General features: G+C 36.1%; 20 protein-coding genes and 1 tRNA gene. 11 read left to right on the top strand and 10 right to left on the bottom strand.

The window, feature by feature from the left end; all coding sequences use genetic code 11:
* Nucleotides 1-56: 56 nt before the first annotated feature.
* A complete protein-coding gene (locus tag SOI85_RS04940; RefSeq protein ID WP_320663321.1) occupies nucleotides 57-2,054 on the top strand; it encodes a DUF3769 domain-containing protein in 1,998 nt (665 codons plus the stop codon).
* Between the two features lie 44 nt (nucleotides 2,055-2,098).
* Here SOI85_RS04940 and SOI85_RS04935 read toward each other — a convergent pair whose 3' ends face one another.
* The 5 genes from SOI85_RS04935 to SOI85_RS04915 all read right to left on the bottom strand — a co-directional run bounded on the left by SOI85_RS04935 (nucleotide 2,099) and on the right by SOI85_RS04915 (nucleotide 6,929).
* The gene (locus tag SOI85_RS04935; protein WP_320663320.1) at nucleotides 2,099-2,716 is read right to left on the bottom strand and encodes a 3-isopropylmalate dehydratase small subunit; all 618 of its coding nucleotides are present in this window, start codon (nucleotides 2,714-2,716) and stop codon (nucleotides 2,099-2,101) included.
* A 39-nt stretch (nucleotides 2,717-2,755) separates the two neighbouring features.
* A complete protein-coding gene (gene leuC / locus SOI85_RS04930; RefSeq protein WP_320663319.1) occupies nucleotides 2,756-4,159 on the bottom strand; it encodes a 3-isopropylmalate dehydratase large subunit in 1,404 nt (467 codons plus the stop codon).
* Between the two features lie 26 nt (nucleotides 4,160-4,185).
* Entirely contained in the window at nucleotides 4,186-5,445 is a 1,260-nt protein-coding gene (locus tag SOI85_RS04925) for a competence/damage-inducible protein A (RefSeq protein ID WP_320663318.1), read from the bottom strand.
* An 18-nt stretch (nucleotides 5,446-5,463) separates the two neighbouring features.
* On the bottom strand, nucleotides 5,464-6,723 hold the full coding sequence (gene glyA / locus SOI85_RS04920) for a serine hydroxymethyltransferase (RefSeq protein ID WP_320663317.1): 1,260 nt from the start codon (nucleotides 6,721-6,723) through the stop codon (nucleotides 5,464-5,466).
* A 132-nt stretch (nucleotides 6,724-6,855) separates the two neighbouring features.
* Nucleotides 6,856-6,929: transfer RNA gene (locus SOI85_RS04915), tRNA-Arg, on the bottom strand.
* 189 nt (nucleotides 6,930-7,118) lie between these two features.
* On the opposite strand from SOI85_RS04915, the gene SOI85_RS04910 reads away from it, so the two are divergent.
* Nucleotides 7,119-7,409 (top strand): DUF3181 family protein, encoded by a 291-nt coding sequence (locus SOI85_RS04910; RefSeq protein ID WP_320663316.1) that lies wholly within the window; start codon nucleotides 7,119-7,121, stop codon nucleotides 7,407-7,409.
* Between the two features lie 24 nt (nucleotides 7,410-7,433).
* Nucleotides 7,434-7,697: a cytochrome-c oxidase gene (locus SOI85_RS04905; protein WP_320663315.1), complete on the top strand. Its 264-nt coding sequence runs from the start codon at nucleotides 7,434-7,436 to the stop codon at nucleotides 7,695-7,697.
* On the opposite strand, the gene murJ is transcribed toward SOI85_RS04905, so the two are convergent.
* On the bottom strand, nucleotides 7,684-9,291 hold the full coding sequence (murJ, locus tag SOI85_RS04900; protein WP_320663314.1) for a murein biosynthesis integral membrane protein MurJ: 1,608 nt from the start codon (nucleotides 9,289-9,291) through the stop codon (nucleotides 7,684-7,686). The two genes, SOI85_RS04905 and murJ, sit on opposite strands and share 14 nt — an antisense overlap.
* A 74-nt stretch (nucleotides 9,292-9,365) precedes the next feature.
* Between murJ and sfsA the strand changes: the two genes are divergently transcribed.
* The 4 genes from sfsA (at nucleotide 9,366) to SOI85_RS04880 (ending at nucleotide 13,643) form a co-directional block, all read left to right on the top strand.
* Complete coding sequence (sfsA, locus tag SOI85_RS04895; RefSeq protein ID WP_320663313.1) at nucleotides 9,366-10,127, top strand: DNA/RNA nuclease SfsA; 762 nt, start codon at nucleotides 9,366-9,368, stop codon at nucleotides 10,125-10,127.
* A gap of 130 nt (nucleotides 10,128-10,257) precedes the next feature.
* Nucleotides 10,258-11,718 carry an ammonium transporter gene (locus SOI85_RS04890; protein WP_320663312.1) on the top strand — a complete coding sequence of 487 codons (1,461 nt, stop codon included), beginning with the start codon at nucleotides 10,258-10,260 and terminating at the stop codon, nucleotides 11,716-11,718.
* Between the two features lie 106 nt (nucleotides 11,719-11,824).
* Nucleotides 11,825-13,039, top strand: a complete 1,215-nt coding sequence (locus SOI85_RS04885; RefSeq protein WP_320663311.1) for a 4-hydroxy-3-methylbut-2-enyl diphosphate reductase — start codon at nucleotides 11,825-11,827, stop codon at nucleotides 13,037-13,039.
* 52 nt (nucleotides 13,040-13,091) lie between these two features.
* Nucleotides 13,092-13,643, top strand: coding sequence for a DoxX family protein (locus SOI85_RS04880; RefSeq protein WP_320663310.1), 552 nt, complete (start codon nucleotides 13,092-13,094; stop codon nucleotides 13,641-13,643).
* 8 nt (nucleotides 13,644-13,651) lie between these two features.
* On the opposite strand, the gene purH is transcribed toward SOI85_RS04880, so the two are convergent.
* Complete coding sequence (purH, locus tag SOI85_RS04875; protein WP_320663309.1) at nucleotides 13,652-15,199, bottom strand: bifunctional phosphoribosylaminoimidazolecarboxamide formyltransferase/IMP cyclohydrolase; 1,548 nt, start codon at nucleotides 15,197-15,199, stop codon at nucleotides 13,652-13,654.
* Between the two features lie 57 nt (nucleotides 15,200-15,256).
* Here purH and SOI85_RS04870 point away from each other — a divergent pair, with 57 nt between their 5' ends.
* Nucleotides 15,257-15,871, top strand: coding sequence for an alpha/beta hydrolase (locus SOI85_RS04870; RefSeq protein WP_320663308.1), 615 nt, complete (start codon nucleotides 15,257-15,259; stop codon nucleotides 15,869-15,871).
* A 14-nt stretch (nucleotides 15,872-15,885) separates the two neighbouring features.
* On the opposite strand, the gene SOI85_RS04865 is transcribed toward SOI85_RS04870, so the two are convergent.
* Nucleotides 15,886-16,254 (bottom strand): DUF3155 domain-containing protein, encoded by a 369-nt coding sequence (locus tag SOI85_RS04865; RefSeq protein ID WP_320663307.1) that lies wholly within the window; start codon nucleotides 16,252-16,254, stop codon nucleotides 15,886-15,888.
* 388 nt (nucleotides 16,255-16,642) lie between these two features.
* Between SOI85_RS04865 and SOI85_RS04860 the strand changes: the two genes are divergently transcribed.
* On the top strand, nucleotides 16,643-17,737 hold the full coding sequence (locus SOI85_RS04860; protein WP_320663306.1) for a HAMP domain-containing sensor histidine kinase: 1,095 nt from the start codon (nucleotides 16,643-16,645) through the stop codon (nucleotides 17,735-17,737).
* On the opposite strand, the gene cobS is transcribed toward SOI85_RS04860, so the two are convergent.
* On the bottom strand, nucleotides 17,706-18,494 hold the full coding sequence (gene cobS, locus SOI85_RS04855; RefSeq protein WP_320663305.1) for an adenosylcobinamide-GDP ribazoletransferase: 789 nt from the start codon (nucleotides 18,492-18,494) through the stop codon (nucleotides 17,706-17,708). The two genes, SOI85_RS04860 and cobS, sit on opposite strands and share 32 nt — an antisense overlap.
* A gap of 81 nt (nucleotides 18,495-18,575) precedes the next feature.
* On the opposite strand from cobS, the gene tgt reads away from it, so the two are divergent.
* Both tgt and SOI85_RS04845 read left to right on the top strand, forming a co-directional pair.
* Nucleotides 18,576-19,703, top strand: a complete 1,128-nt coding sequence (tgt, locus tag SOI85_RS04850) for a tRNA guanosine(34) transglycosylase Tgt (protein WP_320665090.1) — start codon at nucleotides 18,576-18,578, stop codon at nucleotides 19,701-19,703.
* 21 nt (nucleotides 19,704-19,724) lie between these two features.
* Nucleotides 19,725-19,868 (top strand): photosystem II reaction center protein K, encoded by a 144-nt coding sequence (locus SOI85_RS04845; RefSeq protein ID WP_320665089.1) that lies wholly within the window; start codon nucleotides 19,725-19,727, stop codon nucleotides 19,866-19,868.
* A gap of 127 nt (nucleotides 19,869-19,995) precedes the next feature.
* On the opposite strand, the gene SOI85_RS04840 is transcribed toward SOI85_RS04845, so the two are convergent.
* Nucleotides 19,996-21,000, bottom strand: coding sequence for a Gfo/Idh/MocA family oxidoreductase (locus SOI85_RS04840; protein WP_320665088.1), 1,005 nt, complete (start codon nucleotides 20,998-21,000; stop codon nucleotides 19,996-19,998).
* Between the last annotated feature and the right edge of the window lie 2 nt (nucleotides 21,001-21,002).

Below are 21,002 nucleotides of genomic sequence, written 5' to 3'. Positions count from 1 at the left end.
TGGATATGGCTGATAGATGGCTATATCGTGCAATATTTTGTTGTTGATTAAATAGTATGTTTTCGGAAACTTTAGATTGCAAAAAAGTCTTTGGAATATTTGCCTTAGGAGTCTTATGTGTCACACCTATAGAAGCTTTGGGGGCCTTTAAAAATAATTCTGACAATTCCAATAATATAGAAGAATTAAGTTTTCAAATTGGAAAAGAGAAAATTCCACTAGAACTTAATTTATATGCCGATCGTCAATATGATTTAAATGAGAAAGTTTTTGTTGCTGAAGGAAATGTAAAAGCAATTCTCAATGGAGCTATACTTGCATCAGATAGAATCGAGTATGATAGACAGAAAAAAATTCTAGTTGCTACAGGAAATGTTGTTTTTAAAAAGGGCTCCCAATACTTTCAAGCGTCTTCACTAAATTATGATTTCATCCGCGAGGTTGGTGAAGTAAATGATGTATATGGACTCCTTTCTATTGAATCAATTTCAAATGATATAAATTTAATTAAATCGGAAAAAGCATTAGTTTTAGCTGAAGATCAAATTAGGGTATCACCTATCAAAAATATAATACTAAAAGATGGTTATATTATTAAAGGCGGAAGTATTGATTCTGAATTAGGCTTATCAGCTAACTCTACAGATAAAGATGGAGTTATTAATAATTGGAGGATACAATCTCCAAGGATAATAATAAGAAAGAATGGATGGTCTGCTGATAAAATTAGCTTTACGAATGACCCCTTAAATCCTACTCAAGCAAGAATCGAAGCTCAAGATGTTGAAGCCAAGGAAGACAATAACTCTACGTTAATCTCATGCTCTAAAAGTCGTTTAATAATTGAAGAAAAATTTTCTATTCCTTTATTAAAAAATAGAAAACTAGGTAAAAGTGAAGCAGTTAAATGGTTTATAGGCCTAGACTATAAAGAGAAAGATGGTTTGTTCCTTGGAAGGAAAATCTCACCTTTGGATATAGGGAAAGATTTTAAATTATATTTTCAACCACAATTTTTACTTCAAAGAGCTTTGAAAGGAAAAACAAATAATTATATTGAGAATGGTGCTGGACCTTTGAGCGATAAAATATCAACAGAGACAAATTTTGCAGATCTGTTTGGTCTGAATGTTGCTTTGGAAGGTAAAAAATCTAATTGGGATATAAATCTTTCATCTGAAATAACTACATTTGATAGCCAAAGATTTTCTAATGGTTATAGGTATAATGGAACTTTAAGCAGAGATTTAAAAATTTATAATATAGATAAAGTTAATACCTCATTTTTTACTTCTTACAGGGACAAGGTTTGGAATGGTTCATTAGGAGATAGTGATATTTATTTTGCATCAGGAGTTCAACTAAATAAACATGGAGAATTTAAATTTAATCAAATTTCTCATAGATATAATATGAGTCTTGGTTCAGGGCATTATGAGGGAGAAGATTACTACGAAAATAATAAATTAATAGAGTTATGGAAAACAAATATTTTTGCTTCACTAGATTCAAGCTTTCCTATTTACCGAAATAAAAAAGATGAAATTTCAGGAATTTTAAAATATCGCTATTCTCCTAATGTTATTCAACCTGGATTAGATTTTAATACTAAAATAAGTACTTCATATTCTTTTTATGGTAATAGTACTAATCAGGCATTGATAAATTTTGATTTGGGACCAGAAATTACTTTTGGAACATATACCAAATCTTTTTTGGACTATACAAGATTTTCAGTTATGCCAGGAATTACGATAAAAGACGGATCAAGTCCTTTTAGATTTGATAATAATGTTGACCTAAGAACTATAAGTTTAGAACTTGATCAGCAAATTTATGGGCCTTTACTTTTCGCCTCTAAACTAGAATATAATATAGATAAAAGATCTAATCATTATGGTAAATCTATTAAATCTCAGGTCGCGACCATAATACAAAGAAGAGCATATGGATTTGGCCTTTTTTATCAGCCCTATCAAAAGGCTGGTGGCATTATGTTTAGATTAAATGGATTTGATTTTAGTGAGACGGGTGAACCTTTGTTAACCAATTAGTAGATGTTCTTTAAATGTAATTTATTTATACTCATTATTGAAATTCAGGTTTTAGAAAAATTATTTAAGTAAGGTAATTTCTTCATAAGATGAGTTAATTTTTCTTTTTCGGAAATGAGTTGGGAAGTTGCATCCCATTTACCTGTTGTAAGCATCTCTTTTGAACCACTTTCAATTTTGATTTTAAATGCAATATTTTTATGCTTTATTACTTCTTCATTGATTTGTAATACCCATTGATTTGGTTCCTGTGTTGTAATACTTGCTTGTAATTCATTGATTTGCTTTGAGCTCGAAGTGAAACATGGAATACCTAGAGCCAAACAATTCCCATAGAAGATCTCAGCAAAACTTTCTCCTACAATTCCTCTAATGCCCCATCTCATAAGTGCTTGTGGTGCATGTTCTCGACTTGATCCACATCCAAAATTATTATTAACTATCAAAATTGAACTGCCTTGATTCTCTTTTTGATCAAAAGGATGAGAGCCTTTTACTTCACTTCGGTCATCTGCAAATACTTGTTCGCCTAAAGCTTGAAAGCTTACGCATTTTAGAAATCTTGCGGGAATTATGCGATCTGTATCTATATCATCTCCCTTTAAGGCAAGACATTTGCCTGAAACTTCTTTGATTTTTCCTGACGGGAAATTTGCTTCCATTAATTTATAAATGATTTGAGTTAGATCTCGATTGTATTTTTAAAGCATTTCTCTTACATCAGTGATTTTTCCGTGAATAGCTGCTGCAGCAACCATTGCCGGACTCATAAGTAGAGTTCTTCCACTTGATGAGCCTTGCCTGCCTTTGAAATTTCTATTGCTTGAACTTGCACTAATTTGCTTGCCTTGGAGTTTGTCTGGGTTCATTGCTAAACACATTGAACATCCAGGTTCTCTCCATTCAAAGCCAGCTTTAGTAAAAATATGATCTAGGCCTTCTTTTATAGCTGCTTTTGCTACTTGCTCTGAGCCAGGAACAACAAATGCTTTAATTCCGTCTGCTACTTGCTTACCTTTAGCAATTACAGCGGCAGCTCTTAAATCGCTAAGTCGACCATTAGTACAACTTCCTATGAAGCAAACATCAACTGGAACTCCAATAATTGGAGTTCCAGGAGTTAACTCCATATATTTATAGGCTTCTTCTGCTATAGATCGATCTTTTTCCTCAAGTGACTCTGGAGTGGGAATGCATTCGTTAATAGCTATTCCTTGTCCAGGAGTAATACCCCATGTAACTGTTGGAGCTATCTCATTTGCATTAAATGCAATTTCATCATCAAATATTGCCTTTTTGTCACTGCAAAGACTTTTCCACCACTTTAAAGCAAGAGTCCAAGCTTCGCCTTTGGGAGCATTTATTTTACCTTCTAAATAATTAAAGGTAGTTGAATCAGGATTTACATAACCACATCTTGCTCCACCCTCTATTGCCATATTGCATATAGTCATTCTCTCTTCCATAGTTAGAGCTTCAATTGCTGGTCCTGCAAATTCATAGGCATAGCCAACGCCACCTTTGACTCCTAGATGACTAATAACATGAAGAATTAGATCTTTTGCATATACACCTTTTTTCAGTACGCCATCAAACCAAATTCTTCTGACTTTGAGTTTGTTCATTGCAAGACTTTGACTGGCAAGTACATCTCTTACTTGGCTTGTGCCTATCCCAAATGCAATTGCTCCAAACGCGCCATGAGTGGATGTGTGTGAGTCTCCACAAGCTACTGTCATTCCAGGTTGAGTAAGTCCTAATTCAGGAGCCATTACATGAACAACGCCTTGGCTACCACTACCCAGTCCATAAAGTTTGATTTTATGATTCTTGCAATTTTTCTCTAAAGTAGTCAACATTTCTTCAGCCAAAGGATCTTCAAAGGGACGTTGCTGACTAATTGTTGGAACAATATGATCAACTGTGGCCACTGTGAGATTGGGACATCTAACGTTCAAGTTTTTTTCTTCTAAAGCAGCAAAAGCTTGAGGACTTGTAACTTCATGTATTAAATGAAGCCCTACAAACAATTGAGTAGAACCACCGGGTAATTCATTTACCCGGTGAAGATCCCAAACCTTGTCGTAGAGCGTTCCTGAGCTCAATTGCTATTCCTATTTAATACCTGACATTAACTCTTATTGAGTAGAAATAAGCGAAGTTGATCAAGGCTTTTTAAAACACTCAATTTTTGAATACAGGTTCTTCCTCTTTTGGGATTAAATGATTCGGTACATAATTCCTCGCCAAATGGACCTGAAATACACATATGAACTAGGCCAATTGGTTTGGAAACAGTTTCCCCACCTGGCCCGGCAAGACCACTTACAGCAATACTCCAGTCAGCATCAAATTTTTTTAAAACACCTTTAGCCATAGCCTCAACTACTTCGACAGAAACTGCTCCATACTTTTTGATAAGACTTTCAGAAACATTTAATAATTTTATTTTGATCGAATTGTTGTATGCAATAACCCCCCCAAGGAATACATCAGAAGAACCTGGAATGGATGTAAGTGCAGCTGATATCCCTCCACCTGTGCAAGATTCAGCAAGTGTTAGTTTTTCTCCTCTTTGTCGTAAAAGTTCTATCACAACTGAAGCTAAACTTTCTTCATCAGATCCAAAATATTTAAAACCAGTTACTTGTCTGATTTTATTCTCTATAGGAGTTATAAGTTTTTGCGCTTCGGAAAAATTTTTCGCTTTTGCCGTTATTCTTAACTTCACCTCTCCGATTGAGGCATAAGGTGCAACTGTAGGGTTTTCATTGTTTAGAAGGTCTTTTAAATCTTCTGCAAGTTTGGATTCTGTAATACCTGCAAAATGAAGTGTTTTGCTTATAAATGTTGAATTTATTTCAATATTTTCTTGAAGCCATGGAACCACGGTTTGAATCCACATTTTTTTCATTTCTAATGGAACACCAGGTAAAGTGATTATTGTGAAATTTTTTGTAGGGCTCCAAATTATTCCAGGTGCCGTTCCAGAAGGGTTTGGAATAACTTGAGCCCCTATTGGAATGAAAGCTTGTTTCTCATTATTTGGTGTGGGTAAAAAATCCTTAACTATAAATTTTTTTTTAATATCTAACCAGATCTCATCATTCTTAACTAATTGAGTATTAAAAGCTGCTGCAATGGTTTCTGTCGTTAGGTCATCAGGTGTTGGACCAAGTCCTCCAGTTGTTATAAGTATTCTGCTTCGTTGAGAAGTTTCTATTACTAGATTCTTTAGACGGATGAAATTATCACCTATGACTGTTTGTCGAAAGTGAGGTAGGCCAAGTACAGCAAGTTCTTCTGCAAGCCATTTAGCATTGCTGTTAAGAATATTTCCAAGTAATAATTCTGAACCAATGCATAGTATTTCGATTCCTTGTGAGGACATTATTTTTCTAGCTAATTGTTATTTAGATGTTTTATAAAGTGGGAAAGTTTTACAAAGTTTTTCCACTTCTTCTTTGCATTGGTTTTTTATGGATTGATCATTTGGACTCAACAGACGATCTGCAATTAAATCAGCAACTTTTTCAAAGGCTTCTTTATTAAAACCTCTTGTTGTCATTGCTGCGGTCCCTAATCGAAGGCCACTTGTTACAAAGGGTGATTCAGGATCAAAAGGAACGGTATTTTTATTTGCTGTGATATTGATATCACTTACTAATTTGTCTGCAACCTTTCCTGTCATCCCAATACCTCTTAAATCTAAAAGTACAAGATGATTGTCTGTACCGCCGCTTACAACAGGAATACCTCTTTCTTGCATTCGAGCGGCCAATGATTTTGCATTAAGAATTACATTCTTTATATAGTCATGAAAATTAGGATTTAATGCTTCACCAAACGCAACTGCTTTAGCTGCAATTACATGCTCTAAAGGACCTCCTTGAGTGCCTGGGAAAACTGCTTTGTCTAACCTTGCACTTAGGTCTTCATTGTTTGTAAGTATTAATCCTCCTCTAGGACCTCTGAGTGTTTTGTGGGTGGTGGTCGTTACAACATGACAATGATTTATTGGATTAGGGTGAAGTCCAGAGGCAACAAGTCCGGCAATATGAGCTATGTCTGCCATTAAGTAAGCGCCAATTTCATCAGCGATAGATCTAAATGCTTGGAAATTAATTATTCTTGAATAGGCAGAATATCCACAAATAATTAATTTTGGTTTATGAATTAACGCTTGCTTTCTTATTTCTTCCATATCGAGTATTCCTGAATCTTTATCAACTCCGTAATGAATTGCTTTAAACCATTTGCCACTTACGTTGACTGGTGATCCATGTGTGAGATGCCCTCCATGGGATAAGTCCATACCCATAATTGTGTCGCCTGGTTTTAAGAGGCTTAGAAAAACTGAGAAATTTGCCTGAGCCCCACTATGAGGTTGAACGTTTGCCCATTTTGATTTGAAAAGACTCTGAGCTCTTGAAATGGCCAATGCTTCTATTTTGTCTATATGTTCACATCCGCCGTAATACCGCTTGTTAGGTAAGCCTTCTGCATATTTATTTGTTAAAACACTTCCTTGGGCTTCCATAACGGCAGAGGAAGCGAAATTCTCACTTGCAATAAGCTCTATATGTGTTTCTTGCCTTTCCAGCTCATGCTTTATTAAATCATTCAAGGAGGGGTCTAAATCCTTTAAAGCAGTATTAATGGCCAACAAGAAACTCCCCTCCTAATTGATAAAAGAAACCGCTTGGATCGTAATCAAACCTTGCAAAAATTGACGAAAAATTTTCTCTTATTTTCTCTATTTAAGGATTACCTCAAAATTTAGTTTTGATTACCACAAAAACGCGCCTGGAGAGATTCGAACTCCCGACCCTCTGATCCGTAGTCAGATGCTCTAATCCGCTGAGCTACAGGCGCATGAAAAACAAATATCTATCCACTTGGGGGTCTTCGTCAACTATTCAGAAGAAAAAAACTACAAAAGAAGATTAGAAGTTTTAATTTTCGTAAAAAGATTTCTTTTGAGAGTGGCCTTTGGCTTAATAAACAAGGAAATTTTCAAAATATTTTAAAGTAAAAAAAACATACTGAAATCCTAATTTTAATATGACTCTTGATGAAAACCATCTCAGGGAAATTGAAGTTTTGATTGCTGATCGGATTTATATTCGAGTTGCTAATTGGAATTTGTATCTAGGAGATGCAGGCTTGGCTAAGGCTTTAGCAATTGAGTGTAGCGTCAATTTAGGAGAGGGGCCTGAGATTGCAGCAAGAAAGGCCCTTGAGGGTGTTCAAGTTAATTTGGGGAGTGGAAATACTAAATTGCCTTTAGGTCGATTGATTCCACCAGGACAAATTTTTGATTTAGAAGAGATTTTGGGACCTTATTGCGGATAAGGTTGTTGAGGTTGAATTATTCAATTGCTAATTATTGAAGTTACAAATGCTCGTGAGGTTGTCCGCCAACGTGTTGGCCGATTAGGCGAGAGATTTATAGGCAAAGTTTTTGATGCTGAAGCTCAAGTAGAGAAAGCTTTGATTCAGGAGATGGAGGCAGCATTTCAGGAATTTGGAATTGAAGCAAAAATTCTTTCAGTAGATGGTCTGAAATTAGATGGATCTAAGTCTTTAGATGTTCAACTTCATGTGAGAGAAGAAAGAGATGTTTATCTTAAAAACGAATAATATTTTTTTTTATTACCTGTACTAGCTCGTTGATTTCACTTACTTTTAAGAAATAATTCATTAAAGTAAAAGTGAAAACACCTAAAGATGCAGAAAAGGTTACTTCTATTAATAGGCTTAAAAAATCTTTATTCCATAAAATAATAGAACTCATACTGTAAATAATTAAGGCTGTAATGCACCCCGAGAAAATCATTTTAATTAAGTTGAAGAACCATTTTTTAAAAGGAAGACCTTTTATTTTATTTTTCAAATATAATAAAAGAGCTATGCAGCTTGATAAGTTAACAATAACTGTTGCGTAAATAAGACCAGGTGCTCCAAAGTTAAATGGTACTTGGTTGCCCCATGGAGTAGGGCCTCCGATTAGAAGCCAGTCAAAAATAATATTAAGAATAATACCTATTATTGAAATCTTGAAAGGTATTTTTGCATCTCCAAGGGCATAAAATATTCTTACTAATAGATCTCTACCTAAATAGAACGGCATCCCTATAGCATATGCAATTAATAATTGACTCACTAAAATAATTGCTTTTGTATCGAAAGCTCCTCGTGCATAAATTAGTTCAATTATTTGGTGACTAAGAGATATAAGTATTGCTCCAAAAACTATCATGCTTGCTGTTGAAAAAGTTAATCCCTGATCAATCTTTTTGATAAGTTCAGATCTATCTTCCTTATTCTTAAGTTTTGAATATGTTGGTAAAAGAGGAATTAATAGAGCATTTGAAACCAAGCCAAGAGGTGCTTGAATTAGAAAATTTGCATAACTCAGGCCTGCAGCGGCTCCAATAATTCTGGAAGCAAAAAACAGATCTGTGAACACATTGAATTGCAGCATGCCTGAAGAAAGAGATGCTGGGCCAACTATTTGTAAAACTTCTTTAACGCCAGAGTGATTGATATTCCAAGCAAACTTCATTGGAGTGAACCCTTTCCTTATTAAAGATGGAAGTTGAATTCCCCATTGCAATATGGCTCCTATTAATGTTGCTGCAGCTAAGATAATCCCTCCCTTTAGGCCAATATCAATAGATTGGATTGATTGACTTTTTGTAAGCCAGAAAATTCCTATAAATACTATTAGAACAATACTTGATATAACAGGAGAGATAGAAGGTATAAAAAATTCATCTTTTGAATTTAAAGCCCCGAACCCAATTCCAATAAAAGCAGAAATAAAAGCTATAGGTGACATTATTTGCAACTGAACTACAGCAATCTGGTGAACTTCAGTAGTTAGTCCTGGGGCAATAATTCTTATTAATTGGTCTGCTGCAATGAATATGATTCCACTAATGATAATGAGGGTAAAAGCAACTATTGTATTTACTGAAGCAGTTATATATTGGGCCTCTTTTTGTTTCTTTCGACTTAAAACACTAACTATTGCATTATGTAATGGACCATTAAGTCCTCCAAGCAGAACTAAGAAAAAGCCTGGAATTATATATGCATAATTATAAGCGTCATAGGCGGTACCTATACCAAATGCTCCTGCAATAACAAGTTGTCTAAGCATTCCTCCCGATTTACTTAGTAAAGTCCCTAAAGTGACAATTGCTGCAATTTTTTTAATGGATTTTGTCATAGGTTATTTAAATGAATTTATTGAACTTTCTTGATGATTCTCCTAATACTTAACGCAATCATTTGATGATGGTAATGCTAGATCACACGCTCCTTAAATTTCCTCCTTTGCAAGAAGGGCTTTTGCTCAAAAGATATAAGCGTTTTTTGGCAGATATTAAAATTGATTCAGGTGAAATAGTTACAGCACATTGTCCTAATACTGGACCAATGAAAGGAGTTATTTTTGAAGGTGGTCGAGTGAGAATTAGATATGCGCCATCACCTACTCGCAAATTAGATTGGTCATGGGAGCAGTCAGAAGTTAGCCTTTCCGATGGATCTTCATGTTGGGTGGGAGTTAATACATCCTTAGCAAATAAGCTTGTCAAACTTCTTATTGAGGCAGGTTTTTTAGAAAAAGAACTTGGGTCTATTGAACGCATTCGACAAGAAGTTGTTTATGGAGTTGATCGCCGAAGTCGAATTGATTTACTTCTGACTCCCTCAGAGAATAATTCAGATCAACGAAATATATATGTTGAAGTTAAAAATACTACTTGGACTCAAGGCTCTTTAGCGCTTTTCCCTGACACTATTACTACAAGAGGACAAAAGCATTTAAATGAGTTAATGCATATTCTCCCTGAATATAGATCAGTCTTGATCCCTTGCATTAGTCGAAATGATGTAGATTCTTTTGCTCCAGGCGACAGTGCTGACAAGGTATACGGAAATTTATTTAGGAAGGCAATCGAAAAGGGTATGGAAGTATTCCCTTGTTGTTTTAGTTTTCATAATGATTGTATTAAATGGCAGGGGACCAAAACTTTTCAGAAAAGTCAATTTTTTAGTTAAATTCAATACTTTTTAGAAGACGAATGGCAGATTGTGTATCTCTTAATACTTGTTTGCGCACAGATAGTATTCATAGTTAATGCAATCTTGGAAATTTTTCCTCGAAAATTCTGCAGTTTTACATTGTTTTATGACCACTGCCCTTCAATCGTCCCCAAGGCGAAGTAATGCTCGCCCTCTTCAAGACGCAAGTCTTTTAAATGGACCAATGCTTCTTTTCAGAAGTATTCGTGGATTGCGAACAAATCGATCTTTACTTTGGTTAGCTTGTGTACCAATTGCACTTTCTGGGTTAGGTCTTTTTAATCTTGCTGTTCATGCCGCTGATGCAACTGGAATAACACTTAATGCTCAAGGTTTAGCAAATAACCTTTGGTTATTGATAGCAACAATTTTAGTCATTTTCATGAATGCAGGCTTTGCAATGGTCGAAGCTGGTATGTGTAGGCAAAAGAATGCCGTTAATATTTTAGCCAAAAACCTTCTGGTTTTTACTTTGGCAGTATCAGCGTATTGGTTTATTGGATATCATTTGATGTATACCGGTGAATGGATTATTCCTGGTATTTTGAAGTCACCAGGCTTTTTCTTTGATCCAACAGTTACGGATCCAGAGGGTTTAGTTCCTAGTATCGACTTCTTATTTCAAGCAGCATTTGCAGGAACTGCAGCAACCATAGTTTCTGGAGTAGTCGCAGAGAGAATTAAGTTTGGAGAGTTTGTAATTTTCTCACTTATTCTCACTGCTTTTATTTATCCAATTGCTGGATCATGGCAATGGAATTTTCCTGATGAAGCTGGTGTAGGTGGAGGTTGGTTGGCTCGATTAGGGTTTATAGATTTTGCTGGATCAACAATTGTTCATTCTGTAGGAGCATGGGCTGGCTTAGTAGGAGCAGCCCTTTTGGGACCACGTATAGGTAAGTTTGTAGATGGAAAACCCCAGGCCCTACCTGGCCATAATATGGCGATTGCCACTCTGGGTGCTTTGATTCTTTGGATTGGCTGGTATGGATTTAATCCTGGGTCGGTTTTGGCTCTAGATCAAACAGTTCCTTATGTGGCTGTGACTACAACACTTGCTGCTGCTGGAGGTGGTATTGCTGCAACAATCCTTAGTCAGCTAACAAGCGGGAAGCCAGATTTAACAATGATAATTAATGGCATACTTGCTGGATTAGTAAGTATTACCGCTGGTTGTGACGGAGTCTCAATGTGGGCTGCTTGGGTTATTGGATTTATTGGTGGTCTCATTGTTGTTTTCTCCGTTTCATTTGTAGATGGCCTTGGCATAGATGATCCCGTAGGTGCAGTTTCTGTTCATGGATCTTGCGGTATTTGGGGAACACTAGCTGTTGGTTTTTTTAATGCTGACTACGGCTTATTTACTGGACATGGTTTTTCTCAAATAGGTGTTCAGTTAATTGGTGCAATTGCCTATGCCGCTTTTATCATTATTTCTTGCTGGATTCTTTGGTCTTTTATTGGGTCACTATTTGGTGGGATTAGAGTTTCAGAAGAAGAAGAAATTAAAGGGTTAGATATTGGTGAGCATGGAATGGAAGCTTATCCTGACTTTGCTTCAAATTAATTAACTTAATTAATTTCAAAAAAAGCCTGGACTTGTTCCAGGCTTTTTTTATTTCTATTTATTGGACTAATAATTATGTATACTCGCAAGTGCTGTGAGTTTTGAAATGGATACTCAAGCTTTTAAACAGTCTCTTCATAAATCTGATCGTTATAACCGTAGAGGTTTTGGTTCTGCTGCGCAAAGAGCACAGGCACTTGCGGATGCTTATCAGAGTAAACTAATTGGCACAATTAGAGATAATGGGAATTTATTACAGCATGGACGTTTACAAGTAAGGCTTGCAGAAGCGTTTGGATTTTGTTGGGGCGTAGAAAGATCTGTTGCTATGGCATATGAAACAAGAAAGCATTATCCAACTCAAAGGATTTGGATAACCAATGAGATTATTCACAATCCTTCGGTTAATGATCATCTCCGTAAGATGAATGTACTTTTTATTTCTGAAGAAAAGGGTGTTAAGGATTTCTCAGGTGTAAAAAATGGTGATGTAGTTATTCTTCCGGCGTTTGGAGCAACTGTTCAAGATATGCAGCTCCTGCATGAACGGGGTTGCCATATTATTGATACCACTTGCCCTTGGGTGTCAAAAGTTTGGCATACAGTAGAAAAGCATAAGAAACATACTTTTACTTCTATTATTCATGGCAAATATAAACATGAAGAAACCCTTGCTACTAGTTCATTTGCAGGAACATATTTAGTTGTACTTGATCTTGCGGAGGCTCAATATGTTTCTGATTACATTCTTGGAAAAGGGAATAGGGAGGAGTTCTTAAAGAGATTCTCGAAAGCCTCCTCTAATGGTTTTGACCCTGATAAAGATTTAGAGCGTCTAGGTGTTGCTAATCAAACAACTATGTTAAAAAGTGAGACCGAAGAAATAGGAAGACTGTTTGAAAAAACAATGTTAAGTAAATTTGGTCCTGCAGAAATTAATGAACACTTTTTAGCTTTTAATACTATTTGTGATGCAACTGATGAAAGACAAGGTGCAATGTTTTCTTTGGTTGATGAAGCTCTAGATGTGATGGTAGTTATAGGTGGATATAATTCTTCTAATACAACTCACCTTCAAGAAATAGCTGTTAGTAGGGGGATACGATCATTTCATATTGATACTCCAGATCGCATTAATGAAAGTACAAATACAATTACTCATATGCCATTAGGGGAAGATTTGATAAGCGAAAAAAACTTTTTACCAGAAGGTAGTGTAAAGGTAGGAATAACTTCAGGAGCTTCTACTCCAGATAGAGTTGTTGAGCATGTTATTCAAAAGCTTATGAAGCTTAGTGAGAAAAGTGTTTGCCCTTCCTAAGCCACTTTTTTGAACCTCTTCTATTAGTATCGTTTCCTAAACCTTTGTGAATATGCCTGAATCAACTAATTCAAAATCTCGAGACGCCAAGTCAGGTTCATCTTCTCAGAAGGTAGAAGTTGTAGTACAGAGTCCTTCTCCTCAAGGTGAAGTAAATATCCTTGGAGAATTATCCATATTTGTGTTGAGAGTTTTATTCAGTTTGTTCATGGTTCATCATGGATTAGAAAAATTGAATGACCCAGAAGGGTTTTCAGAGTTTGTCGTTGGTAAGTATTTTAGTTTTCTACCTGGCGACCCAATTTTTTGGACTTATGCAGCAGGGGTGACACAAGTAATTTGTCCTTTGGGTTTAGCAACAGGTGTTTTAGCAAGAATTTCCTCATTGGGAATTTTTGGAACAATGGTATTTGCTTGTTACTTTCACTTTATAGATACCGGTTTGGAAGGATTTCCATTGGCTGTTGTTGAGGCCCACAATTATGCTTTTGAATTATCCGCTATTTATGCAGCTATATCTCTTTACTTTGTATGTGCTGGCCCTGGAAGATTATCTTTATTCAGAAAGACAAATACAATCACTTATTACCCTAAAGGAAATTAATTTTTTATTTAATGTAAAAAGTGTCTTTTTCTAGTGAATAGCATAGAAATATCTAATTCATTACAAGCATCTATTGAGTTTTGATCTTTAATACTTCCACCAGGCTGAATAATAGCTTTTATTCCATATTCGGAAGCTAATCTCACAGTATCTTCAAATGGGAAGAATCCATCACTAGCGAGAACTGCTCCTTTTGCTTTTCTACCTGCAGCTTCAAGGGCTAATTTTGCAGATCCTACCCTATTCATTTGCCCTGCACCAATCCCTAAGCTTTGACCTGAAGATGCAATTGTAATTGCATTAGACCTGATATGTCTTACTAGCTTCCAGGCAAAAACCAGATCTTTTTTTTCTTGAGAACTGGGCTCTCTATTTGTTGCTACTTCCCAAGTGTCAGATTCTATTGCTTTATCATCTTTGTCTTGAATTAATAAACCACCAAGAATGCTTCTGATTTGCTTTGACTCCGAAACTTCAAGGCAAGATGGTTTTAGTTCAAGTAGCCTTAAGTTTTTCTTTTTAGAAAGAATTTCCTTGGCTTCTGTTTCAAAAGATGGTGCAACCACACATTCTAAAAAAATGTTAGTTAGTTGTTCAGCTGTTTTTGAATCTACTGATCTATTTAAAGCAACTATCCCGCCAAAAGCACTAATGGGATCTGCTTCAAGAGCACGTTCTAATGCAGAACTAATTGAATCTGATATCGCTACTCCACAAGGGTTAGTATGCTTGACCACAACAGCAGCCTTATCAATACAATTTTGATTGCCATAACCGAATTCAAGAATAGTTGAAAGCGCAGCTTCAAGATCCAAAAGATTATTTGTACTAAGTTCTTTCCCTTGTAATTGCTTTGCTCCTCCCCATCCTTCTCTTGGATAGGCAAACCATGAAGCTCTTTGATGCGGATTTTCTCCATATCTAAGTTTTTGTTTTAGAGGGATTGCCTCAATCCATTGAGAAGATTCGTTTCCTGTTTTTGAATTCATCCATTTATTTATTGCTAGGTCATAAGTTGCTGTATGTTCAAAAGCTTCAATAGCTAGTTCTCTTCGAAACTCTTCAGTTACCTTGTTCTGTTTTAATGCTTCTAGAAAAGGTTGGTATTGATTTGGATTAGAAAGAACAGTTACATCACTGTGATTTTTTGCAGCGGCTCTAATGAGAGTTGGTCCTCCAATATCAATATTTTCAATAGCTTCTTCCCATCTGACTAAAGGGTTTGCAATGGTTTCAACGAATGGATATAAATTTACTATGACTAAATTAATATGAGAAATTTTATGTTTTTCCAAATCTTTCTCATGATTTGAGTCATTTCTTTTTGCAAGAATCCCTCCATGTATTATCGGATGAAGAGTTTTGACTCTGCCTCCAAGTATCTCAGGGGCACCAGTGTAATCAGATATGCGTGTAACTTCTATTAACTCTGCTTCAAGCGCTTTTGCTGTTCCACCACTAGATATGATTTGAAAACCAAAATCTTCTGTTAATGATTTTGCTAAAGGTATTAAGCCTTGTTTATTTGAAACACTTAACAAGGCTATCGGTTTCATCTTAGTAAAAATCAAATTCAAGATTTAACTTAATTAGCCACGCTCAGAATTGCTTAAATGAAAGAAGATCTTGTTTGCTTGCACACAACATCAGCATCGCGGCGATTAATCTTGCTGCATGGATGGGGAGCTGATGCTGAGGATTTAATACCTTTTGGCGAAATAATACATGAAGGCCTTAAAGGACAGGAAATAGTTGAAATTGTTTCATTAAGAGCACCTTTATCTCATCCAGGTGGACTTGGTAAGCAGTGGTATAGCCTTTTCCCTCCAGATTGGACTGAAGCAAATAAGGCAGTAGATGATCTGCAATTGAGATTAGAAAGTTTGTCTAATGACAATATTTCGATTGAACAATCGGCGATTATGGGCTTTTCACAAGGAGGAGCTATGGCATTAGCTTCAGGATTGCAGTTGCCTTTTGCAGGAGTAATAGCTTGCAGTGCTTATCCACATCCAAATTTGAGTATTCCAGATAAAATCCCACCAGTTTTCCTGAGTCATGGGACAAATGATGAAATTGTTCCATGTCTTGCAATGCAAAACATAGCGGATTTGATAAAAGATAATGGCTTTAACGCTGAAACTGAGCTCTTTGTGGGAGGTCATGAAATACCAAATCAAATCATTCTGAAAATTGTTCAAACCTTGTCAGAATGGTTTGCTTTGTAAATCAAATTTATTTATTAAACAAAAGCATATTCATATTCTTCTATCTCTTCCCAATCATCTGCAGTTAGTTCAAGACCTTCAAATATTTTTTCTTCTCCAATACATTCAACTATTGATCTAAGAGATGGAAATAAAAAATGATTTTCTTCTGCATATTGTGCACTGAAAAGTCCTTTTTCTCCCCAGAAATATCTATCAGTGGTATGTTCATTTCTTCTAACGTTAAGAACTGAAGGAGAGTTTAATCCAGATTCTGCAATGTAATGTCTAGCTGCTGTAACAGGTTTGTGCTTGCCAGTTTCAAGGTGAAAAGTTGGAACATGGGCCATAACTCTTTGCCCTGCAAGGCGTCTACGGCTAATCCTTTTGCGCTTCTTAGACATAAATAGAAATCCTGTTTTGAGCAGTAGAAGTGAATAAAGTGGAGTTGAGGTGGTTTGTTTTTAAAATTCAAAATCAATCTCAATCATTGAAAGGATTAATTTTTGAATAATCGCGTAAATAACTGCGACAAATTGAACCTCAGATCCACTCAATAAGCCTTTTTTGCAGCCCCAATAACATCTGCGATGGCTTGCGTGCACTTTTTGTGCAACTCTATTGAATTAATCTTGAGAGAAATGTGAAAGGCTCACCTTTGGCCTATATGAATATCTTAATACTTTTTTCTGGATTTTCAAGTTTTTTAGGCTTGATTATCAAGTTGAAGACAGTCGAGAATAGAATGCAATGAAGATATCTCAAAGATTTAAGAATTTAGTGAGACAGCAGTTGAACAGTTTTGAGACTGAAGCTGCTGTTGATCAATTGATTGTTTATGTAGCAAAATCTAGTGATGGTAATTCACCTAGCTTAGAAGTTGCAGGTCAATGGCCAGAATCAAAAAAAGTTTTGAAGCCACTTGAGTCTGATAGAGAATTGAGAACCCCCTCGCCAAGTCGCCGATGGTATCCCTTGCAGGAAGAATCGATTTTGTTAGGTGTTCTTAGAGTGGAAATTTCTGATAACTCTGAGGAATGGCCTGGCTACTTAGATAGGAGACTCCAGTCATCTGCAATGGCTCTTGCTCAATGTCTTGGATTGGAATTTGAAAAAGAAAGACTTCTAAATGAACTAAATCAACAGCGTGAACAAATTGGAATGATGGTTCACCAATTAAGGAATCCTTTGGCTGCCCTTAGGACGTATGCAAAACTTCTTTTAAGAAAACTAGGTCCAGAAAGTGATTACAGATCTCTATTAGAAGGACTATTAAATGAGCAAGAGCAATTAAATAACTATGTATCAGTTCTGGATGATTTAAGTCAAGTGAAGTTACCTGCTGGAAAAGTTGCACCAGCTCATTTATTACTTCCTCCTGTTTTCGCTGCAAAGGGTTCTGTAAATCTTAAGAACTTGCTAGAACCATTAATTGACAGAGCCTCTGTAACGGCAAATTTACAGGGAAGGGACTGGTATGGTCCTTCTCAATGGCCAAAGTGGATGATTCAACCTATTTCTAAAGACGAAGGGGTTATTGCAGAAATCGTTGCCAATCTTTTAGAAAATGCATTTAAATATAGCCCTGATTCTTCTCCAATAGGTATTCATTTAAATCAAAATGCTATTTGTGTGTGGGATGGTGGTATTCCCATAAAAGAAGATTTAAGAGAAAAGATTTTTAATAAAGGTTTTAGAGCAAATGATAGTTCTGAAATTTCAGGCAGTGGCTTGGGATTGGCTTTCGCTAAAGAACTGACTGAGCAATTAGAAGGTGAATTAAAATTAATTAATAGACCATTTGATTTTGATTCCAATCTTCCTTTAGAAGGAAATGCTTTTGTAATTACTTTCCCTACCAAACTACAGATAGAAAAAGAAGTATGAAAGTTTCTACTAAGACAACACTTGCCCCATAAGAGTCACCAGTATGCCCTTTAAGCGTTTTACCTACTAAGTGTGGAATCACAATTGAGGGCAAAAAACATAAGAGAATTGACAATACTATTTTAAAATGATTATTAACTTCAAGTATTTTAAACAAAAATAATGAACATATTACTATAAGAACTATTGCGGATGGGATGGCTTCTCTAATTAAGCCTTCCCAGTTTTTATGATGTAAAGAACCACTACTCTTTATTCCTGGGTTTTTTATATATGCAAACTTTTCTATTGCCCAAAGAGTAGAAAATCTTCCCCAAAAAGCTGCAACTGGCATTGCGTATGGAATATAGTTATTAAGCCTTAATAATGCTGCTATTTGAAGCATTAAAATAATCATTAGACTTTGAACACCTATTGCGCCGATCCGACTATCTCTCATTGCTTCGAAACGTCTTTCTTTTCCAGCAGCTATTCCATCAGTAGTGTCAATTAGGCCGTCTAAATGAAGTCCTCCGGTTATCAGGTAACCAAAAGATAGAACAATTAAGGTAATTGATTCTTTAGGCCAAATGAATTTGTTGAGTCCTATCCAAATTACAGATTGGAAGATTCCAATTAATATTCCAATTATGGGAGCAAATCTTGCAATTCGAATAAAAGAGGTTTTAGATAAAGACCATTTTGGAAGAATGGTATAAAAGACCCAAGCCCCTGCTAAGTCATGATGCCAACGTGATTTATGTAGATTTTTTTGCATTATCACCAATCATGATTCCCAAAATAATGAAGTCCCTAACTATTTGTCCAAAAAAACTCAAAATATTTTTGTAAAAAGACTGTGTTTAATTTTCAGATTAAAAATTGTTGTCCGAACACAAGAGCAAGAACTGGCTCATTCTTTACTCCTCATGGACAAGTCTTGACCCCTAGGTTTATGCCTGTTGGTACTTCTGGCACGGTTAAGGGTATTTCTTCTGAACAGCTTTTAGGTACAGATGCAGAAATGATTTTAGCTAATACTTTTCATCTTCATCTTCAACCTGGAGAGCAAATTATTTCTGAAGCAGGAGGAATACATAAATTTATGGGCTGGGATAGGCCAATACTTACTGATTCAGGCGGATTCCAAGTTTTTAGTCTTGCAAATTTAAACAAAATTGATGATCAAGGTGTTTCTTTTCAAAGTCCTAGAGATGGACGTCACATTGAATTTACGCCTGAAATTGCAATAGAAATTCAGATGGCTTTAGGGGCTGACGTGGCCATGGCATTTGATGAATGCCCACCTTTTTCAGCTAGTGAAAATGATATAGAACTTGCATGTCTCCGTACTCATAAATGGTTAGAAAGATGTGTTTCAAAGCATAACAAGAATGATCAAGCACTCTTTGGCATAGTTCAAGGAGGTTGTTTCCCTCATCTTCGTGAGATGAGTGCAAGAATTGTTTCTGGATTTGAATTACCTGGGATAGCAATTGGAGGTGTAAGTGTTGGTGAAGATAGCAATGAAATTAATAAAATTGTTCGTTATATAACTCCTCTGCTTCCTGAGAATCGTCCTAGATATTTGATGGGTATAGGAACTCTAAAGGAAATGGCGATTGCTGTTGCAAACGGTGTTGATTTATTTGATTGTGTTTTGCCTACGCGCTTAGGAAGGCATGGAAGTGTATTGATTAATGGTGAGAGATGGAATCTTAAAAATTCATGTTTTAAAAATGATTTTCAGCCGTTGGACAAAACTTGTTCATGCGAAGCATGTCAGAAGCACACCAGGGCATATTTGCATCACTTGATAAGGAGTAATGAATTACTAGGCCTTACTCTTTTGAGTTTGCATAATTTGACTCATTTGATCCGTTTTACTAAGGCTATGAGGTTAGCTATTGAAGAAGGTTCTTTTTCAGAGGATTTCGCTCCTTGGGATAGTGACTCTAAAGCACGTAACACATGGTATTGTCCTTGAAACGTCCATTGATTATTAGGGATGAATTCAATTTCCCTCGACTTGCTTGCTCAATTACCAGAGGCGTATCGCGCTTTTGCTCCAACAGTGGATGTGCTTCCACTGATACCTATTTTCTTCTTCCTGCTAGTTTTTGTATGGCAGGCAGCAGTAGGGTTTCGTTAAAACCTTTGTCAAGGTTTAATTCTTTTACCCATTAAGCCGGCAAAATCTAAGAATAAAAGCTGTCTTAATAGAGATTTCTATTAAGACAGCTTTTATTGTCTTGAATTATTTTTATTTTAAATAGCATTTAGAGGCCAAGTCCAAGTGATATTTCATTTATGGGGTTTTCTACGGCTTGCTCTATTAAGTCTGCCAGATGAAGCGCTCTAGATGCTTGTAGTCCATCAACAGCAGGAGTCTCTATCCCTCTAACACATTGAAGAAAATGTTCTAATTCTGCGTAAAGAGGTTCTATTGACGTCGTATTCACTTCTTCAACAAATCCATCATTTCGATATAACAATTCACCATGGTCTGCTGAATACCATTCATGTGCGCGTCTATGAATATGAAGATTGTGATTTAAAAAATCTGTTTCAACAAGGCTTTCTTTGCAATGGGCGCTTAAATTACGTATTTTTCTATGAGTCATTTTACTTGCAGTGAGACTTGCGATTACACCATTTTTAAAACCAAGTGTTGCATTTACGTAATCAATTGGGCCTTTATTGCTTCTCCCTCCCACTGCTGTAAGTCTTACTACTTTGGAGTTTGTCAGCTCTAGAATTAAATCTATGTCATGGATCATTAGATCTAATACAACTGATACGTCATTAGCCCTGTCAGAGTGAGGACTATGCCTTCTTGCTTCAATTGCTACAACTTCTTCATTTGCAATTACTTTTGTTAACTCTCTGAAAGCTGGATTAAATCTTTCAATATGTCCTACTTGAAGCAAGCAATTTGCTTTGTTTGATGCATCTATTAGCGCTGAGGCTTCGTCTTGAGAAGCAGCTATAGGTTTCTCTATTAATACATGTTTGCAAGCTTTCAGGCATTCAAGACCGACTTTGTGATGTAGCAAAGTTGGTACAGCTATACATACTGCTTCTACTTTCGGTAGTAATTCTTCGTAAGTCTCAAACCATTTGCAATTAAATTGTTCAGTAGCCAGTTTCCCTCTTTCTTGGTCAAGATCTGCAACACCAACAAGATCAGCGTCCTTTATTAGGCTTAACACCCTGGCATGGTGCCATCCCATATTGCCTATTCCTATTACTCCAACTTTTACCGGAACCATTTTGGTTGCCATTT

It is taken from the genome of Prochlorococcus sp. MIT 1223 (assembly GCF_034092465.1).
Lineage (GTDB): Bacteria > Cyanobacteriota > Cyanobacteriia > PCC-6307 > Cyanobiaceae > AG-402-N21.
Note: the sequence above shows the minus strand (reverse complement) of the source record. Positions and strands in the feature narration are given on the sequence as shown.

What these genes read in the sequence shown, in the direction of transcription:
- SOI85_RS04940 (WP_320663321.1), top strand. Translation starts at nt 57, where the DNA reads ATGTTTTCGGAAACTTTAGATTGCAAAAAAGTCTTTGGAATATTTGCC.
- SOI85_RS04935 (WP_320663320.1), bottom strand. Translation starts at nt 2,716, where the DNA reads ATGGAAGCAAATTTCCCGTCAGGAAAAATCAAAGAAGTTTCAGGCAAA.
- SOI85_RS04925 (WP_320663318.1), bottom strand. Translation starts at nt 5,445, where the DNA reads ATGTCCTCACAAGGAATCGAAATACTATGCATTGGTTCAGAATTATTA.
- SOI85_RS04910 (WP_320663316.1), top strand. Translation starts at nt 7,119, where the DNA reads ATGACTCTTGATGAAAACCATCTCAGGGAAATTGAAGTTTTGATTGCT.
- murJ (WP_320663314.1), bottom strand. Translation starts at nt 9,291, where the DNA reads ATGACAAAATCCATTAAAAAAATTGCAGCAATTGTCACTTTAGGGACT.
- sfsA (WP_320663313.1), top strand. Translation starts at nt 9,366, where the DNA reads ATGCTAGATCACACGCTCCTTAAATTTCCTCCTTTGCAAGAAGGGCTT.
- SOI85_RS04890 (WP_320663312.1), top strand. Translation starts at nt 10,258, where the DNA reads ATGACCACTGCCCTTCAATCGTCCCCAAGGCGAAGTAATGCTCGCCCT.
- SOI85_RS04885 (WP_320663311.1), top strand. Translation starts at nt 11,825, where the DNA reads ATGGATACTCAAGCTTTTAAACAGTCTCTTCATAAATCTGATCGTTAT.
- SOI85_RS04880 (WP_320663310.1), top strand. Translation starts at nt 13,092, where the DNA reads ATGCCTGAATCAACTAATTCAAAATCTCGAGACGCCAAGTCAGGTTCA.
- purH (WP_320663309.1), bottom strand. Translation starts at nt 15,199, where the DNA reads ATGAAACCGATAGCCTTGTTAAGTGTTTCAAATAAACAAGGCTTAATA.
- SOI85_RS04870 (WP_320663308.1), top strand. Translation starts at nt 15,257, where the DNA reads ATGAAAGAAGATCTTGTTTGCTTGCACACAACATCAGCATCGCGGCGA.
- SOI85_RS04865 (WP_320663307.1), bottom strand. Translation starts at nt 16,254, where the DNA reads ATGTCTAAGAAGCGCAAAAGGATTAGCCGTAGACGCCTTGCAGGGCAA.
- cobS (WP_320663305.1), bottom strand. Translation starts at nt 18,494, where the DNA reads ATGCAAAAAAATCTACATAAATCACGTTGGCATCATGACTTAGCAGGG.
- SOI85_RS04845 (WP_320665089.1), top strand. Translation starts at nt 19,725, where the DNA reads ATGAATTCAATTTCCCTCGACTTGCTTGCTCAATTACCAGAGGCGTAT.
- SOI85_RS04840 (WP_320665088.1), bottom strand. Translation starts at nt 21,000, where the DNA reads ATGGCAACCAAAATGGTTCCGGTAAAAGTTGGAGTAATAGGAATAGGC.